At 73.3% G+C, this 16230-nt stretch carries 20 protein-coding genes and 1 riboswitch; of the genes, 14 read left to right on the top strand and 6 right to left on the bottom strand.

The annotated features are described in order from the left end of the window. Together ACFY3N_RS29795 and ACFY3N_RS29790 are read left to right on the top strand one after the other, a co-directional pair. A complete protein-coding gene (locus ACFY3N_RS29795; protein ID WP_390819879.1) occupies positions 1-309 on the top strand; it encodes a hypothetical protein in 309 nt (102 codons plus the stop codon). 333 nt (positions 310-642) lie between these two features. Continuing rightward, positions 643-845: riboswitch (cyclic di-AMP (ydaO/yuaA leader) on the top strand. Positions 846-848: 3 nt separating this feature from the next. Continuing rightward, positions 849-1322 (top strand): C40 family peptidase, encoded by a 474-nt coding sequence (locus ACFY3N_RS29790; protein WP_390819878.1) that lies wholly within the window; start codon positions 849-851, stop codon positions 1320-1322. Between the two features lie 45 nt (positions 1323-1367). Here ACFY3N_RS29790 and ACFY3N_RS29785 read toward each other — a convergent pair whose 3' ends face one another. After that, a complete protein-coding gene (locus ACFY3N_RS29785) occupies positions 1368-1829 on the bottom strand; it encodes an ATP-binding protein (RefSeq protein ID WP_390819877.1) in 462 nt (153 codons plus the stop codon). Positions 1830-2041: 212 nt separating this feature from the next. Between ACFY3N_RS29785 and ACFY3N_RS29780 the strand changes: the two genes are divergently transcribed. Both ACFY3N_RS29780 and ACFY3N_RS29775 read left to right on the top strand, forming a co-directional pair. Continuing rightward, positions 2042-2902, top strand: coding sequence for a helix-turn-helix domain-containing protein (locus ACFY3N_RS29780; RefSeq protein ID WP_390819876.1), 861 nt, complete (start codon positions 2042-2044; stop codon positions 2900-2902). A gap of 9 nt (positions 2903-2911) precedes the next feature. Beyond that, positions 2912-3136, top strand: coding sequence for a DUF397 domain-containing protein (locus ACFY3N_RS29775; protein ID WP_390819875.1), 225 nt, complete (start codon positions 2912-2914; stop codon positions 3134-3136). 52 nt (positions 3137-3188) lie between these two features. Here ACFY3N_RS29775 and ACFY3N_RS29770 read toward each other — a convergent pair whose 3' ends face one another. Next, the gene (locus ACFY3N_RS29770) at positions 3189-4316 is read right to left on the bottom strand and encodes an 8-amino-7-oxononanoate synthase (protein ID WP_390819874.1); all 1128 of its coding nucleotides are present in this window, start codon (positions 4314-4316) and stop codon (positions 3189-3191) included. 148 nt (positions 4317-4464) lie between these two features. Here ACFY3N_RS29770 and bioB point away from each other — a divergent pair, with 148 nt between their 5' ends. From bioB to ACFY3N_RS29750, 4 genes are all read left to right on the top strand, one after another. Then, complete coding sequence (gene bioB, locus ACFY3N_RS29765) at positions 4465-5616, top strand: biotin synthase BioB (RefSeq protein WP_390819873.1); 1152 nt, start codon at positions 4465-4467, stop codon at positions 5614-5616. Then, on the top strand, positions 5609-6889 hold the full coding sequence (locus ACFY3N_RS29760; protein ID WP_390819872.1) for an adenosylmethionine--8-amino-7-oxononanoate transaminase: 1281 nt from the start codon (positions 5609-5611) through the stop codon (positions 6887-6889). Before bioB ends, ACFY3N_RS29760 begins: the two co-directional genes overlap by 8 nt. A 1-nt stretch (position 6890) precedes the next feature. Further along, entirely contained in the window at positions 6891-7607 is a 717-nt protein-coding gene (gene bioD, locus ACFY3N_RS29755; protein ID WP_390819871.1) for a dethiobiotin synthase, read from the top strand. 69 nt (positions 7608-7676) lie between these two features. Further along, positions 7677-8378 carry a class I SAM-dependent methyltransferase gene (locus tag ACFY3N_RS29750; RefSeq protein WP_390819870.1) on the top strand — a complete coding sequence of 234 codons (702 nt, stop codon included), beginning with the start codon at positions 7677-7679 and terminating at the stop codon, positions 8376-8378. On the opposite strand, the gene ACFY3N_RS29745 is transcribed toward ACFY3N_RS29750, so the two are convergent. Further along, positions 8379-8753, bottom strand: coding sequence for a fic family toxin-antitoxin system, toxin component (locus tag ACFY3N_RS29745; RefSeq protein ID WP_390819869.1), 375 nt, complete (start codon positions 8751-8753; stop codon positions 8379-8381). It lies immediately after the preceding gene. Between the two features lie 4 nt (positions 8754-8757). After that, positions 8758-8997, bottom strand: coding sequence for a toxin-antitoxin system HicB family antitoxin (locus ACFY3N_RS29740; protein ID WP_390819868.1), 240 nt, complete (start codon positions 8995-8997; stop codon positions 8758-8760). Positions 8998-9153: 156 nt separating this feature from the next. Between ACFY3N_RS29740 and ACFY3N_RS29735 the strand changes: the two genes are divergently transcribed. From ACFY3N_RS29735 to mug, 6 genes are all read left to right on the top strand, one after another. After that, positions 9154-9579, top strand: a complete 426-nt coding sequence (locus tag ACFY3N_RS29735) for a GNAT family N-acetyltransferase (protein ID WP_390819867.1) — start codon at positions 9154-9156, stop codon at positions 9577-9579. Positions 9580-9738: 159 nt separating this feature from the next. After that, the gene (locus ACFY3N_RS29730; RefSeq protein ID WP_390819866.1) at positions 9739-11106 is read left to right on the top strand and encodes a hemolysin family protein; all 1368 of its coding nucleotides are present in this window, start codon (positions 9739-9741) and stop codon (positions 11104-11106) included. Next, a complete protein-coding gene (locus tag ACFY3N_RS29725) occupies positions 11103-12116 on the top strand; it encodes a hemolysin family protein (RefSeq protein WP_390819865.1) in 1014 nt (337 codons plus the stop codon). Before ACFY3N_RS29730 ends, ACFY3N_RS29725 begins: the two co-directional genes overlap by 4 nt. Positions 12117-12174: 58 nt before the next feature. Beyond that, complete coding sequence (locus ACFY3N_RS29720; protein WP_390819864.1) at positions 12175-12951, top strand: SGNH/GDSL hydrolase family protein; 777 nt, start codon at positions 12175-12177, stop codon at positions 12949-12951. Positions 12952-13023: 72 nt separating this feature from the next. Further along, entirely contained in the window at positions 13024-14466 is a 1443-nt protein-coding gene (gene purB / locus ACFY3N_RS29715; protein WP_390819863.1) for an adenylosuccinate lyase, read from the top strand. Beyond that, on the top strand, positions 14463-15011 hold the full coding sequence (gene mug, locus ACFY3N_RS29710) for a G/U mismatch-specific DNA glycosylase (protein ID WP_390819927.1): 549 nt from the start codon (positions 14463-14465) through the stop codon (positions 15009-15011). The genes purB and mug overlap by 4 nt, the downstream gene beginning before the upstream one ends. 10 nt (positions 15012-15021) lie before the next feature. On the opposite strand, the gene ACFY3N_RS29705 is transcribed toward mug, so the two are convergent. Both ACFY3N_RS29705 and ACFY3N_RS29700 read right to left on the bottom strand, forming a co-directional pair. Beyond that, a complete protein-coding gene (locus tag ACFY3N_RS29705) occupies positions 15022-15459 on the bottom strand; it encodes a hypothetical protein (protein WP_390819862.1) in 438 nt (145 codons plus the stop codon). 45 nt (positions 15460-15504) lie between these two features. Next, positions 15505-16230, bottom strand: a complete 726-nt coding sequence (locus tag ACFY3N_RS29700) for an ABC transporter permease (RefSeq protein WP_390819861.1) — start codon at positions 16228-16230, stop codon at positions 15505-15507.

The following is a 16230-nucleotide window of genomic DNA, read 5'->3' as shown; positions in this document are numbered from 1 at the left end:
ATGCCGCCACCGGAGCTGCCGCCGCTGCCCGCGCTGACCCGCGCGGAGGCCGAACTGATCGACCGTTACCTCGAGGCCGTCGACCTGCTCGGCCGGATCAACCCGGCCCTGGACGGTGACACCTATCGCGGACTGCGCGCGGCCCAGGCACTGGTCGGCACGGCCGTCGCGCTGCGCGACGCGCTGACCCTGATGCACCGGCGCGGCGAGACCGAACTGCACTCCGGCACGCTGGCCCGGGCCCTGCGGGTGCTGGACGGCGAACGGCGCACGGCCCGGGTCACACTGCCGCCGGACCCCGGCAGTTGAGACCCGCGGGGTCCGGACGGCGTCCCCGGCCGGTGGTGCGCCGCGGCCGGGGTTGAAACGGACCAAACGGCGTACCCCCGTCCGGCGTAGACGAACCTGCTGTTTTCGGGCCCTCTCGGTTGCGCAACGCGCGTACCGCACAGCCGGAACGGTGCTTTTCACCCCTGGTCCGGGGCTCCCCGAGCTCTCGGCGAGGACCCGAACAAGGAGGTGTCCACCCGAACGGGTGAGTGGTGAGTAACAACACAAATCCCACGTTCCGTTGGGATTTCGATTGCGTCATGAGCCAAGATCCCTGACTGACGACAAGACCCCGCCGCCGCGGCGGGGCGATCCGGGCGGACGCCGAGTCCTGCCGCCGCCCGGATGACCGGTCGACAGGAGTGGATCGGCAGGAGTGGAGGACCCAAGCACGACGGGCCGCCGGGACGTCAGTTCCGAGCAGCCCTTGGGGTGAAGCCGCACATGTGCGGCCGGGCCACTTCGCCAGCCCGAATCCGACAGGTCATCCTTCACAGGCGGCTGACGAAGGGTTGCGCATGACTGCGCTCAATCGTGTCCCGTCTCTCATGGCCCGGGCCGGCACGGCCTCGGCCCTCACCCTGGCCGCCGTGGGCGGCTCCCTCGTGGTCCCCGGAGCCGCCTCGGAGGCGGCCGCCGCGAGCCCGGCCGCCAAGGCGCTGAACATCGCCGCCTCCAAGAAGGGCTCGCCCTACCAGTGGGGCGCCACCGGGCCGCACCGGTTCGACTGCTCGGGCCTGACGCTGTACTCGTTCAAGAAGGCGGGCAAGAAGCTGCCGCGCACCGCCGCCCAGCAGTACAACAAGACGCGCCACATCTCCGCCCAGAGCCGCAGGGCGGGGGACCTGGTGTTCTTCCATTCGGGCAGTTACGTCTACCACGTCGGCATCTACGCGGGTAAGGGCAAGATCTGGCACGCCCCGAAGACCGGGGACGTGGTGCGCCTGCAGAAGATCTGGACCCGCAGTGTCTGGTACGGCCGGGTGAGGTGACCGCGGGGGCGGCGGTGCCCCGGGGCACCGCCGCCCGCCGCCCGACTACTGCTCCTGCTGTCCGGCCGCCGTGACCGCTCCGGCGGCCCGGACGGTCCACGGGAGTTCGACCGACACGGTCTTGCCGCCCTCACGCGTGGGGCGGATCCTGAGCCTGCCGCCGCACTCCGCGGTCAGCCAGCGGATGATGACCAGCCCGCGGCCGTTGTCCTGCTGGACCGCCGCGGGCAGCCGCCTGGGGAACCGGGGGTGGCTGTCCGTGACACCGATGTGCACCCGCTCGTCACGGACCAGGACGACGTCCACGGTGAACGTGGGCGACTGCCCGAACGTGTGCTGCACCGCGTTGGTGGCGAGTTCGGAGACGATCAGCCGGACGGTGTCGCACAGTTCCGCGCCCGCCGGCATGCCCCATTCCTCCAGCACGCCCACCACGTGGGCGCGGGCGGCCGAGACCGAGGCGGGATCGCTCGGCAGAGTGACGGATGCTTCCAGATGGTCTGCCATGGCGACGTCGTCCCTTTCCCACGGGCCCGCGGTCCGACACGGAGCGGAAGGTTCGAGTACGGTCCCGCACTGGTGCTTCGCCGCCAGACTGCCATCACCGCACGGCGCAGGACGGCGATCCACCAAGATATGCATATATCTGTCGCTCAAAGCGGTGAACTCTGCGACGGGAGACCGTATCCGGGCGACTCGGAAGGAGTAAGGAGAAGCCCATGCAGCACGGTCCCGCGGTGCGCCGCCGGAAACTGGGCGCCGAACTGCGCGCGCTGCGCACCTCGGCGGGACTCACCAGCGGTGAGGCGGCCCGGCTGGCGGGCTGGCACCAGTCGAAGGTGAGCCGGATCGAGACGGGCACGAGCGGGGTGAAACCACCCGACGTGCGGTTACTGCTCGACGTCTACGGCGTGGCCGACCCTCAGTTGCGGGAGCTGCTGCTGGTGCTGTCGGGCTCCGGCGACGGGGACGGACGGCACCACTGGTGGCACGCCTACCGCGGGGTGCTGCCGCCGACCTACCGGGACTTCATCAGCCTGGAGTCGCAGGCGAGCGCGATGCGCACCCTGGAGACCACGGTGATCCCGGGGCTGCTGCAGACGCCGGAGTACGCGCGTGCGGTGACGCAGGCGGCCCTGGAGGGCGCGTCGGAGGAGCGCCTGGACGCGCTGGTGGAGGTGCGGCTGGCCCGGCAGGACGTGCTGCGGGCGACGCCGCCGCTGGAGCTGAGCGCGGTGCTGGACGAGGCGGTGCTGCGCCGGGAGGTCGGCGGCCCCGGCGTGATGGCCCGTCAGCTGGACCGGCTGGTCGAGGCCGCCCGTCTTCCCCAAGTGCGTTTGCAGGTCCTGCCGTTCAGCGCGGGTGCGCATATCGGCGTGACCGGTCCTTTCGTAATCTTTTCATTTTCGCGCACTTCTGATCTGGACGTGGTTGTTCTCGACCACTTGACGAGTAGCCTCCATCTGGAGCGGAAAGAAGACCTCCGGGTGTACTCGGAGGCCTTCGACGCCCTCTCGATCCACGCCCTTTCACCCGAGGACTCGTTGGATTTCATCGCCGGTACAGCCGCCGGCGCGTAAGGAGGCACGATGCCCGCACCGCCTCGGACCATCCCTTCCAGCCGCGCACTGCACGAGGTGAGGTGGCTGCGCAGCAGCTACAGCACGGGTGCGAACAACTGCGTCGAGACGGCCCGGCCGGCCGCCGGCCCCCTGGCCGGACTGCTCGCCGTGCGCGACTCCAAGGCCCCGGACGGGCCCGCGCTGCTCTTCTCACCCGCCAGCTGGACGGAGTTCGTGACCGCGGTCGGCTGACGGCCGACCGGTCGGCCCGTCATCGGGCGACGCACGGCCGTGCCCCGCCGACTCATGGCCGCGTCTCGCCGATCACCCGTACAGCGCGTTCGATCTCCGCCCCGGGCAGGTCCGCGCGGGCGGTCAGCCTGAGCCGTGAGACGCCGTCGGGCACGGAAGGAGGACGGAAGCAGCCCACGGCCAGGCCGGCCGCCCGGCAGTCGGCCGCCCATCGCACGGCCTGCTCCGGGGAGGGGGCTCGCACGGAGACGACCGCGGCGTCCGGACGCACCGCTTCCAGACCCGCGGCCGTCAGCCGCGCGTGCAGTTCCCGCGCCACCTCGCCCGCCCGTGCCGCGCGCCCGGGTTCGCGGCGCAGCAGCCGCAGGGCCGCCAGGGCCGCCCCCGCCGCGGCGGGGGCGAGTCCCGTGTCGAAGATGAACGTCCGGGCCGCGTTGACCAGGTGCCCGATCACCCGGGCCGGGCCGAGCACCGCCCCGCCCTGGCTGCCGAGCGACTTGGACAGCGTCACCGTCACGACGACGTCGTCGGCGCCCGCCAGTCCCGCCGCGTGCGGGGCCCCGCGCCCGCCGTCGCCGAGCACGCCGAGACCGTGCGCGTCGTCGAGCACCAGACCCGCGCCGTGCTCCCGGCACGCCTCGGCGAGCCCGGTGAGCGGGGCGGCGTCGCCGTCCACCGAGAAGACCGTGTCGGAGACCGCGACCGCGGGCCCGTCGTGCCCCTCCAGCGCCTTGCGCACGGCGTCGGGATCGGAGTGCGCCACGACCTGTGTCGTGCCGCGGGCCAGCCGGCAGCCGTCGATCAGCGAGGCGTGGTTGCCCGCGTCGGAGACGATCCTGGAGCCGTGCGGGGCCAGCGCGGTGACGGCGGCGAGGTTGGCGGCGTAGCCGGAGGAGAAGACCAGGGCCGCCTCGAAGCCGCAGAATCCGGCCAGTTCGCGTTCCAGCTCGGTGTGGAGTTCGGTGGTGCCGGTGACGAGCCGGGAGCCCGTCGCCCCGCCGCCCCAGGTCCGCGCGGCCCGTGCGGCGCCCTCGGCGACCTCCGGATGCCGGGCCAGGCCCAGGTAGTCGTTGCTCGCCAGATCGAGCAGCGGCGTGTCGGCGGCCCGGGGACGCAGGGCGCGCGCGAGTCCGGCCCGGCGGCGCAGTTCCGCCTGCTCGTCGATCCAGCCGAACGCCATGGGTCCTCCGGGGGATTTTGTAGGCAGTGCACAGACATTAGCGGGAGGCCGGACGGACCACTGTGTGGCGATACCCACACCCGGAAGTGCCCCTGTTGTACGAACCCTCCTTGGCCCGGACGGGTCGGGTAGGACAGGATCGGCTCTCATGGACCTGCTGAACACGCTGGTGGACAAGGGGCTTCGGCGCGAGACGCCGACCCGCGGGGAAGCTCTGGCCGTCCTCGCGACGTCCGACGACGACCTGCTCGATGTGGTGGCCGCGGCCGGGAAGGTGCGGCGGCACTGGTTCGGCCGACGGGTGAAACTCAACTATCTCGTCAACCTCAAGTCCGGCCTGTGCCCGGAGGACTGCTCGTACTGTTCCCAGCGGCTCGGCTCCAAGGCCGACATCCTGAAGTACACCTGGCTCAAGCCGGACCAGGCGTCGCAGGCGGCCGCCGCCGGTCTCGCGGGCGGCGCCAAGCGGGTGTGCCTGGTGGCCAGCGGCCGGGGGCCGACCGACCGTGACGTGGATCGGGTCTCCGACACCATCAGGGCGATCAAGGAGCGGCACGAGGGCGTCGAGGTGTGCGCCTGCCTGGGCCTGCTCTCCGACGGCCAGGCGGAGCGGCTGCGCGAGGCGGGCGCCGACGCCTACAACCACAACCTCAACACGTCCGAGTCGACGTACGGGGACATCACGACCACGCACACGTACGCCGACCGGGTGGACACGGTGCAGAAGGCGCACGCCGCCGGTCTCTCGGCCTGCTCCGGGCTGATCGCCGGCATGGGCGAGTCCGACGAGGACCTGGTCGACGTGGTCTTCTCGCTGCGCGAGCTGGACCCGGACTCGGTGCCGGTCAACTTCCTGATCCCGTTCGAGGGGACGCCGCTCGCCAAGGAGTGGAACCTCACCCCGCAGCGGTGCCTGCGCATCCTGGCGATGGTGCGGTTCGTCTGCCCGGACGTCGAGGTGCGGATCGCCGGCGGCCGTGAGGTGCACCTGCGCACGATGCAGCCGCTCGCGCTGCACCTGGCCAACTCCGTCTTCCTCGGCGACTACCTCACCAGCGAGGGCCAGGCGGGCAAGGCGGACCTGGAGATGATCGCGGACGCCGGGTTCGAGGTGGAGGGCGCCGGCGAGGTGACGCTGCCCGAGCACCGCGCGGGCGGCGGCTGCGGCTCGCACGAGGGCGCCGGCGCGTGCGGTCCGGCGACCGCGGGCTCCTGCGGGAGTGCGCCCGAGGAGCCTCGTACGGACCTGGTCGCCGTGCGCCGCCGGGGCGCCGGTACGGACCTCGCGCCCAATGCCTGAGCGGTCCGTCGCCGAACTGCTGGAGCTGGACCGGCGGCACGTCTGGCACCCGTACGGGCCCATGCCGGGCCGTCGGGAACCGCTCGTCGTGGAGTCGGCGAGCGGGGTGCGGCTGAGGCTCGCCGACGGCTCGGGCGAGCTGGTCGACGGGATGTCGTCCTGGTGGTCGGCGATCCACGGCTACAACCACCCGGTGCTCAACGAGGCCGCGCGCGGACAGCTGGAGCGGATGAGCCATGTGATGTTCGGCGGGCTCACCCACGAGCCCGCCGTGCGGCTGGCGAAGCTCCTCGTCGACGTGTCGCCGGACGGTCTCGAGCACGTGTTCCTCGCCGACTCCGGGTCGGTGTCGGTCGAGGTCGCGGTCAAGATGTGCCTGCAGTACTGGCGCTCGCTGGGCCGGCCGGAGAAGCGGCGGCTGCTGACCTGGCGGGGCGGCTACCACGGCGACACCTGGCAGCCGATGTCGGTGTGCGACCCCGAGGGCGGGATGCACGGACTGTGGTCCGGGGTGCTGCCGCGCCAGGTCTTCGCGGACGCGCCGCCGGCCGGGTACGAGGAGGCGTACGCGGAGCACCTGCGGTCGGCGGTCGAGCGGCACGCCGGCGAGCTGGCCGCGGTGATCGTGGAGCCGGTGGTGCAGGGTGCGGGCGGTATGCGGTTCCACTCCCCCGCGTACCTGCGGGTGCTGCGCGAGGCGTGCGACGCGCACGACGTGCTGCTGGTGTTCGACGAGATCGCGACCGGGTTCGGGCGCACGGGCGCGTTGTTCGCGGCGGGGCACGCGGCGGTGACGCCGGATGTGATGTGTGTGGGCAAGGCGCTGACCGGCGGTTATCTGACCATGGCGGCGACGCTGTGCACCGCGCGGGTGGCGGAAGGCATCTCGCGCGGTGAGGTGCCGGTGCTGGCGCACGGTCCGACGTTCATGGGCAATCCGCTGGCGGCGGCCGTGGCCTGCGCCTCCGTCGAGCTGCTGCTCGGCCAGGACTGGCGCGCGGAGGTCGGGCGGATCGAGGCGGGCCTGCGGGAGGGGCTGGCGCCGGCGGCCGGGCTGCCCGGTGTGCGGGACGTGCGGGTGCTCGGGGCCATCGGGGTCGTCCAGCTCGGTCACGCCGTCGACATGCGGGCGGCCACGGAGGCCGCCGTGCGGGAGGGCGTGTGGCTGCGTCCGTTCCGCGATCTGATCTACACCATGCCGCCGTACGTCACGGACGACGCGGACGTGGCGCGCATCGCCCGCGCGGTGTGCGCGGCGGCGAAGGAGGGATGACATGCCGGTATGGGTGATCACGGGCACGGGCACCGAGGTCGGCAAGACGGTGGTGACGGCCGCCCTCGCCGCGACGGCGCTGGCGGCGGGCCGGTCGGTGGCCGTACTGAAGGCGGCGCAGACGGGCGTGCGGCCGGACGAGGCCGGGGACGCCGAGGAGGTCGCGCGGCTCGCCGGCGCGGTGACGACGGCCGAACTGGCCCGGTACCCGGATCCGCTGGCGCCGGCCACGGCGGCCCGCCGGGCCGGCCGGGCGCCGGTGCATCCGCACGAGGTCGCGGAGCGGGCCGCCAAGCTGGCCACGGAGCACGATCTGGTCCTGGTGGAGGGCGCGGGCGGGCTGCTCGTGCGGTTCGACGCGGCGGGCGGGACGCTGGCGGACGCGGCGGCGCTGCTGGCCGCGCCGGTCCTGGTGGTGGCGTCGGCCGGGCTCGGCACCCTGAACGTCACGGAGCTGACGGCCCGTGAACTGCGCGGCCGGGGGCTGGACCTGGCGGGCGTGGTGATCGGCAGCTGGCCCTCCGAACCCGACCTGGCCTCGCGGTGCAACCTGCTGGACCTGCCGGACGTGACCGGCGCCCCGCTGCTGGGCGCCGTGCCGGCCGGGGCGGGCGCGCTGCCCCCCGCCGGGTTCCGGGCCTCGGCGCCGCACTGGCTGGCGCCCCGGCTGGAGGGAACCTGGGACGCGGAGACGTTCCGGGTGCGCGAGGCGCCCTGACGGCGAACGGGGGTGTGGATCGCCCGTTCGGGGCAGAATCGGCGTAGGCCTGTTCCGGGGGAGGTCCTCATGCAGCTACGGTCCGGCCGGTCCACGCGGGTGGAGCGGGACGCCGTGCACCATCCGCTGTTCGCGCGGTGCTACGCCCGGCTCAGCGTCGCCGCCGAGACCCACGCGGGGATGGCCGGGGTGCGGCGCAGACTGCTCGGCGGGCTCTCCGGCCGGGTGATCGAGGTCGGCGCGGGCAACGGTCTGAACTTCGCGCACTATCCGGGCACCGTCTCGGAGATCGTCGCCATCGAACCGGAGCGGGAGCTGCGGGCACTGGCCGTGGAGGCCGCCGTGCGCGCCCGGGTGCCGGTGGACGTGGCACCGGGCGCGGCGGAGGCGCTGCCGGTCAAGAGCGAGGCGTTCGACGCGGCGGTGCTCTCGCTGGTGCTGTGCAGCGTCCGGGACGTGCCGCGGGCGCTCGCGGAGCTGAGGCGGGTGCTGCGGCCGGGCGGCGAGGTGCGGTTCTTCGAGCACGGCCGGGGCGGCGGCCGGGTCATGCGCCTGACCCAGCGGGCGCTGGACCGGACGGTGTGGCCGCCGCTGGCCGGGGGCTGTCACGTGGCGCGCGACCCGGTCGGCGCGCTGCGGGAGGCGGGGTTCGAGCTCGGCCCCTACCGGCGGGTGCTGATGCCGGACAAGGGGCCGGCGCTGCCCACCTCGTACTGCGTCATGGGCACCGCGTGGCGGCCGCCGGGCGACGCGGCGGCCGACGGGAGCTGATCACGCGCACCAGCGGCGCAGTTCGGCCGCGATGTCGTCCACGGTCGCCTCGCCGTCGTTGACCAGCCGGGCCAGGTCGCGCACCTGTTCCGGCGAGGTGACGACCTTCAGACCGCTGGCGACGAGGTAGGCGTACGCGACGGCGGAGGCGAACAGGGCGTTGGAGCGCTCCAGCGCGGGGACGCGGATCAGCAGCTGGAGCAGCGACGCGGCGCGGGCGTGCGGGCCGTCGTAGACGGGGACGTCGAAGATCTCGGCCTCGTGGCGTGCGACGGCGGCGACGAGGGCGCCCCAGTCGGTGACCTGGGGGTCCCCCGGGGTCTGCCGCTCGGCGAGCATGAGCAGCCACGCGAGGTCGATGCGCAGGTCGTTCAACGGCTCAGCGACGACCTTCGCTCGTGCCTCCGCGCTCCTTGCCGAACTCCTCGGCGAAGACGCTCTCGTACTGCTGCATGAAGTCGGCGGCGGCCTCGACGAACGCGCGGCCCGCCTCACCGGTGTCCTGCCGGACCAGTTCCTCGATGTAGCGGTTCACGCTCATCCCGCGCGCCAGGGCACGTTCCCGTGCCGCGCGGGCGGTGCCCTCGTCCACGCGCACGTTCAGCTGGGTCTTCGCCATACCTCGAAGCTAGCGCCGGAACGCTAGCAGCGGCAAGTACCGGGCGGCCCCGCTCCGTGGGCGTCACGTACGGACGGGGCGGGGCGACCGGCGCGGTCGGGCGTCCGGATCCTGGAATTCCCTGTCGTGCGCACTCGCGCGTGCTGGGATCGCCGCATGACCGAGCTGCGCATACGGGCCGCCGGGCCCGAGGATCTCGACACCGTGCTGGCCTTCTGGAAGACGGCCGCCGAGGGCACGAGCATCAGTGACGACCGGGACGGCGTGGAGCGGCTGGTCGCCCGCGATCCCGGGGCGCTGATCCTCGCGGAGAGCGGCGGTGAGCTGGTCGGCACGGTGATCGCGGGCTTCGACGGCTGGCGGTGCCATCTCTACCGGCTGGCGGTGCATCCGGACCGCCGCCGCCGGGGCATCGGCTCCGCGCTGCTGACCGCCGCGGAGGAGCGGTTCGCACGGCTCGGCGGGCGCCGCGCGGACGCGATGGTGCTCCAGGAGAACGAGACGGCCCACCATGCATGGGGCGCCGCGGGGTATGCGCGGGAGGAACGCCGGCGGCGCTGGGTGAAGCCCCTCACCGGGTGATCCACGGCCCGACGGCGCCCTTTTGCCGTTCCTTCACCCCTGGACGGCCACTCGGTCCTCCGTGAAAGGTTGTGTGCGTCCCCCCATGGGCGAGCCCTCCGGTCCGCGACATCGCGCATTCGTTCCCGTCCTGTCCGACCATGGGACGGAGGTGACCCGATGACCGAAGTGCTCCTCCTCCTGGTGGCGATCCTGCTGTCGCTCGCCTGCGGCGCCTTCGTCGCGGCCGAGTTCTCCCTCACCACGGTCGAGCGGGCCGAGCTGGAGCGGGCCGTCGAACGCGGCGAGCGGGGGGCCGCGGGCGCCCTCAAGGCCGTGCGGAACCTGACCTTCCAGCTCTCCGGCGCGCAGCTCGGCATCACGGTCACCAACCTGGTGGTCGGCATGCTGGCCGAGCCGTCGATCGCCGCGCTGATCGCGGGCCCGCTGGAGGACGCCGGCGTCTCCGGTTCGGTGGCGCGCTCCCTCGCCCTGGTGATCGGCACGGCCCTGTCGACGGTGTTCCTGATGGTGGTCGGCGAGCTGGTGCCCAAGAACTGGGCGATCTCCTCGCCGCTGGCCGTCGCCAGACGGGTGGGCAACGCGCAGCGCTGGTTCAGCGCCGCCTTCCGCCCGTTCATCACGCACCTGAACAACACGGCCAACCGCATAGTGCGCCGCATCGGCGTGGAGCCCGCCGAGGAACTGGAGTCCGCGCGCGGGCCCCAGGAGCTCGCGGCGCTCGCCCGGCACTCGGCCCGGGAGGGCGCCCTGGAACCGGACACCGCCGAACTGTTCGTCCGCACGCTGAACCTCGCCGACCTCACCGCCGAGAACGTGATGACACCGCGCGTCCAGGTCGTCGCGCTGGAGGTGCACGCCACCTGTGAGGACGTGGCCAACGTGACCCGGGCGACCGGGCTGTCCCGGTTCCCCGTCTACCGCGGCACCCTCGACGCGGTCGTCGGCACCGCGCACGTCAAGGACGTCCTGGCGCTGCCCGCGGAGCGCCGCGCCCAGGTGCCCGTGTCGGAGCTGATGCGCGAACCGCTGCTGGTCCCCGGATCGCTCACCGTCGACCGGCTCCTCGACCGGCTCTCCGGGCGGCGCACCATGGCCGTGGTGATCGACGAGTACGGCGGCACGGCGGGCGTGGCCACGCTGGAGGACATCGTCGAGGAGGTCGTCGGCGAGGTCCGCGACGAGCACGACCCGCACGAGACCCCCGATCTGGCCCGGGCCGGCACCGACGAGGACGGGCGCCTCCTGTTCTCGGCCGACGGCTCCGCGCGCGTGGACCAGCTCGCCCGGGTCGGCCTGCGCGCGCCGGAGGGGCCGTACGAGACCCTCGCCGGACTCGTGGCGGCCGAGCTGGGCCGGATCCCGGCCGTCGGCGACACCTTCGAGGTCGCCGGCTGGCGCCTGGAGGTGGTGGACGCCACCGGCCGCCGCGCGGCACGCGTCCTGCTGCACGCGCCCCTCGACGACCGGCACACGGCGGAACGGCGGACGGCCGGCACCGCGGATGACAGGAGGACGCGGCGATGACCGCCGTACAGCTGCTGATCGGTCTGGCGACGCTGGTCGTCAACGCCTTCTTCGTCGGCGCCGAGTTCGCGCTGATCTCGGTCCGCCGCAGCCAGATCGAGCCGCACGCGGACGAGGGCGACCGGCGCGCGAGGAGCGTGCTGTGGGGTCTGGAGCACGTGTCCGCGCTGATGGCGGCCGCGCAGCTCGGCATCACGCTGTGCACCCTGGTCCTCGGCGTCGTCGCCGAGCCGGCCATCGCGCACCTGCTGGAACCGGTGTTCCACGCGGTGGGCGTGCCGGAGGGCGCGGGGCACGCGGTGTCGTTCGTGATCGCGCTGGCGCTCGCGACGTACCTGCACATGCTGCTCGGCGAGATGGTGCCGAAGAACATCGCGCTCGCCGAGCCGGTGCGCAGCGCCCTGGTGCTGGGTCCGCCGCTGGTGGCCCTGTCCCGCGCGCTGCGCCCGGTGATCTTCACGGTCAACGCGTTCGCCAACGCGCTGCTGAAGCTGATGCGGGTCGAGGCGCGAAACGAGGTCGTCGCCTCCTTCTCGGACGCCGAGCTGGCCCAGATCGTGAAGGACTCCGGCGAGGCGGGCCTCATCGACGACCGCGCGCGCGAACGGCTGCACGACGCGCTGGAGCTGGGCCGGCGGCCCGTGCGGGACGTGGTGATGCCGCTGGAACGCGTCGTCTACGCGAGCGTGGGGGTCACCCCGGAGGGGCTGGAGCGGCTGTCGGCGGAGTTCGGGTTCTCCCGCTTCCCGGTCGTGGACGAGCAGCGGCGGATCGTCGGCTACCTGCACGTGAAGGACGCCCTCGACGCCTCACCGCGGGACCTTCCGTTCCGGCTGGGGGACATGCGGTCCATCGCGCGCGTGCGGGAGAGCACGCCGATGGACGACGTCCTCACCGCCATGCGGGGCAGCCGTACGCATCTGGCGGCCGTCCTCGGGACCGACGGGCGGCTGGCCGGGCTGGTGACCATGGAGGACGTGCTGCAGGAGCTGTTCGGGCAGCGGGCCTGAGCGACCGGGCGGGCGACCGACCGGCGGGTATGTGCCACGGGATACCATCTGTGGCGCCATGCAGACGAATCCCACCTACAGCAGTCTCGTAGCCCTCGGCGACTCCTTCACCGAGGGCATGTCGGACCTCCTTCCCGACGGCACCTACCGGGGCTGGGCCGATCTCCTCGCCGCGCGGATGGCGGCCGCCGCCCCCGGTTTCCGGTACGCCAACCTCGCGGTGCGCGGCAAACTGATCCAGCAGATCGTCGACGAGCAGGTCGAGGTCGCCGCCGCCATGGGGGCGGATGTGATCACCCTGGTCGGCGGGCTCAACGACACCCTGCGGCCCAAGTGCGACATGGCGCGGGTGCGGGATCTGCTGACGGAGGCCGTGGAGCGGCTGGCGCCGCACTGCAAGCAGCTGGTGCTGATGCGCAGCCCCGGCCGCCAGGGGCCGGTCCTGGAGCGTTTCCGCCCGCGCATGGAGGCGCTGTTCGAGTGCGTCGACGAGCTCGCCGGACGGCACGGCGCGCTGGTCGTCGACCTGTACGGGGCGCCGTCGCTCGCCGACCCCCGGCTGTGGGACGTGGACCGGCTGCATCTGACCGCGGACGGGCACCGCAGGGTCGCCGAGGCGGTGTGGCAGACGCTCGGTCACCCGCCGGAGGACCCCGAGTGGCACCTGCCGCCGGAGGCGTCGCTCCCGCCGCACTGGGTGGCACGACGGGTCGCGGACGCGCGGTTCGCCCGGCAGCACCTGCTGCCGTGGATCGGCCGCCGGCTCACCGGCCGTTCCTCCGGCGACGGTCTGCCGCCGAAGCGGCCCGAGCTGCTGCCGTACGAGGGCCTGTAGCGCCTCCTTGTGGTTTCCTCCAGGTCACCCGGTGGCGCCGGCCTGCAGGAATCGCCAGTAGACTCCCTGTACGTGACTGCTGCGCCCGCCAAACCCCGCATCCCCAACGTCCTCGCCGGACGCTACGCCTCCGCCGAGCTCGCCACGCTCTGGTCGCCCGAGCAGAAGGTGAGGCTGGAGCGGCAGCTCTGGCTCGCCGTGCTGCGGGCCCAGAAGGACCTCGGGATCGAGGTGCCCGACGCGGCGATCGCCGACTACGAGCGGGTGCTCGACACCGTCGACCTGGCCTCGATCGCCGAACGCGAGAAGGTCACCCGGCACGACGTGAAGGCGCGGATCGAGGAGTTCAACGACCTCGCCGGGCACGAGCACGTGCACAAGGGGATGACCTCCCGCGACCTCACCGAGAACGTCGAGCAGCTGCAGATCCGGCTCTCCCTGGAGCTGATGCGCGACCGCACGGTGGCCGTGCTGGCCCGCCTGGGCAAGCTGGCCGGCGAGTACGGCGAGCTGGTCATGGCCGGCCGCTCGCACAACGTGGCCGCGCAGGCCACCACCCTCGGCAAGCGGTTCGCCACCGCCGCCGACGAGCTGCTCGTCGCGTACGGCCGGGTGGAGGAGCTGCTGGGCCGCTACCCGCTGCGGGGCGTCAAGGGCCCGGTCGGCACCGCGCAGGACATACTGGACCTGCTCGGCGGCGACGCGGACGGGCTCGCGGAGCTGGAGCGGCGGATCGCCGGGCACCTGGGCTTCGCGCAGGCGTTCACGAGCGTCGGCCAGGTCTACCCGCGCTCGCTCGACTACGAGGTCGTCACCGCGCTGGTGCAGCTGGCCGCCGCGCCGTCGTCACTGGCGAAGACGGTCCGGCTGATGGCCGGGCACGAGCTGGTGACCGAGGGCTTCAAGCCGGGCCAGGTCGGCTCGTCCGCGATGCCGCACAAGATGAACACCCGCTCCTGCGAGCGCGTCAACGGCCTGATGGTGATCCTGCGCGGCTACGCCTCGATGACCGGGGAACTGGCCGGCGACCAGTGGAACGAGGGCGACGTGTCCTGCTCGGTGGTGCGCCGGGTCGCGCTGCCGGACGCGTTCTTCGCGCTCGACGGTCTGCTGGAGACGTTCCTGACGGTGCTCGACGAGTTCGGCGCCTTCCCGGCGGTCGTGGCCCGGGAGCTGGACCGCTACCTGCCGTTCCTCGCCACCACCAAGGTGCTGATGGGCGCCGTGCGCGCGGGCGTCGGCCGCGAGGTCGCGCACGAGGCGATCAAGGAGAACGCCGTCGCCACCGCCCTCGCCATGCGGGAGCGGGGCGCCGAGCGCAACGACCTCCTCGACAAGCTCGCCGCCGACGAGCGGCTGCCGCTCGGCCGCGAGGAGCTGGAGGCCCTGATGGCGGACAAGCTGTCCTTCACCGGTGCCGCGGGCGACCAGGTCGCCGCCGTGGTGGGCCGCATCGACGAGATCGTCAAGCAGCACCCGGCGGCCGCCGGGTACACCCCTGGGGCGATCCTCTGACGCGCTTCACCCAGGAGGAGCTGGAGGCCGCCCGCGACCGCCTCGTACCGGATGTGGTCGCGGACGGCCTGCGCGTGCTCTTCTGCGGCATCAACCCCGGTCTGATGACGGCCGCGACCGGCCACCACTTCGCCCGCCCCGGCAACCGCTTCTGGCCGGCGCTGCACCGCTCCGGTTTCACGCCCCGGCTGCTGCACCCGTCCGAACAGGGGGAGCTGCTGTCGTACGGGCTCGGGATCACCAATGTCGTGGCGCGGGCGACCGCGCGGGCCGACGAGCTGAGCGCCGAGGAGTACCGGGAGGGCGGGCGGCTGCTCACCCTGAAGGTGGCCCGGCTGCGGCCGCGGTGGCTGGCCGTGGTGGGGGTCACCGCGTACCGCGCGGCGTTCGACGACCGGAAGGCACGGGTCGGACCGCAGGAGCGGACCATCGGCGACACCCGCGTGTGGGTGCTGCCCAACCCCAGCGGGCTGAACGCCCACTGGACGCCGGCGACGCTGGCGGAGGAGTTCGGACGACTGCGGGAGGCCGCGGCCGGGCGGTGACGGCCGGTGGTCAGGGCGGAGCGGTTTCCGTGACCACCGCCAGCAACCGGACCGGTTCGCCCGGGTCCCGGTCGGCGACCGCCACGGCGACCCAGCGGCCGGTGCCCTGCACCTCCCACAGCCGGGCGGCGCCGACGCGGGCACCGAGCCAGGCCCACGGCCCGGGTGTCTCCCCGCCCCCCGTGCGCGGCAGGACCGTGCGCGGGTCCCAGGGACCGACGTCGCCCCAGCGGGAGGCCAGCACCTCGTACACCGCGTCACGGGCCTTCTCGAACCGGTCCGCCGTGACCGCCCGGGACGCGGGATCGCCGCCCGGTCCGTCACCGGTCTCCAGTACGGCGACGTGGTGGCCCGGTCCCCCGAAGCCGACGTCCGACGGGCCGTGCTCCGCCGGGAAGGGGCGGAAGCACAGTTCGTCGATGAGGGCGAGGTGCCGGGCGATGTTCATGGCCCCAGTAAACCCTCCGCCGCCGGGGCGTCGGCCGACTTCCGGTCAGGCGTCCCGGCGGCGCAGGCTCCACGCCCCGGCCAGAAGAGCGGCGGCCGTCCACAGCGCGGTCACCGCGAGTCCCGGCCAGGGGCCGAGGGTTCCGTCGTGGGTCTCGTACAGGACCACCTGTCCGGCCCGGTCGGGCAGGAAGTCGGCGACGGTGCCGGCCGCGTCGCCGATCACGAAGGACACGACGAGGATGAAGGGGATCAGCACGGACAGCGTGGCCACTCCGCTGCGCAGCAGGGTCGCGAGGCCCGCGGCGAACAGGGCCATCAGCGTGAGGTAGAGGCCGCAGCCCACGACACCGCGGATCTGCTCGGCCGGGGTGAGGCCGCTCGCCGCCGGACCGAGCCCCGCCCGCGCCACGAGGAGGGCGGCCGGGGCGGTCAACAGGCTCACGGCCAGCACGGGGACGGCGATCGCCGTGACCTTCGCGGCGAACCAGCGCCCGCGCCGCGGGACCGCGGCCAGCGAGAGCCGCAGGGCGCCGTTGTGGTACTCCGCCGACACGGCCATGGCACCGAAGGAGATGGCGGCGATCTGGCCCAGTGTGACACCGGACAGGGCCGTGAACAGCGGGTCGGACTCCGGGTCCGACGCGCCGTCCACCACGGCGATCGCGGAGAACGCCGTGGTCGCGGCGAACAGCGCGAGCAGGGCCCCGGGGAGCGCGCGGACGGTGCGGATCTTCAGCCACTCGGCGTGGAGAACGGGTGCGAACTGCAT

It is taken from the genome of Streptomyces sp. NPDC000348 (assembly GCF_042898795.1).
Lineage (GTDB): Bacteria > Actinomycetota > Actinomycetes > Streptomycetales > Streptomycetaceae > Streptomyces.
Note: the sequence above shows the minus strand (reverse complement) of the source record. Positions and strands in the feature narration are given on the sequence as shown.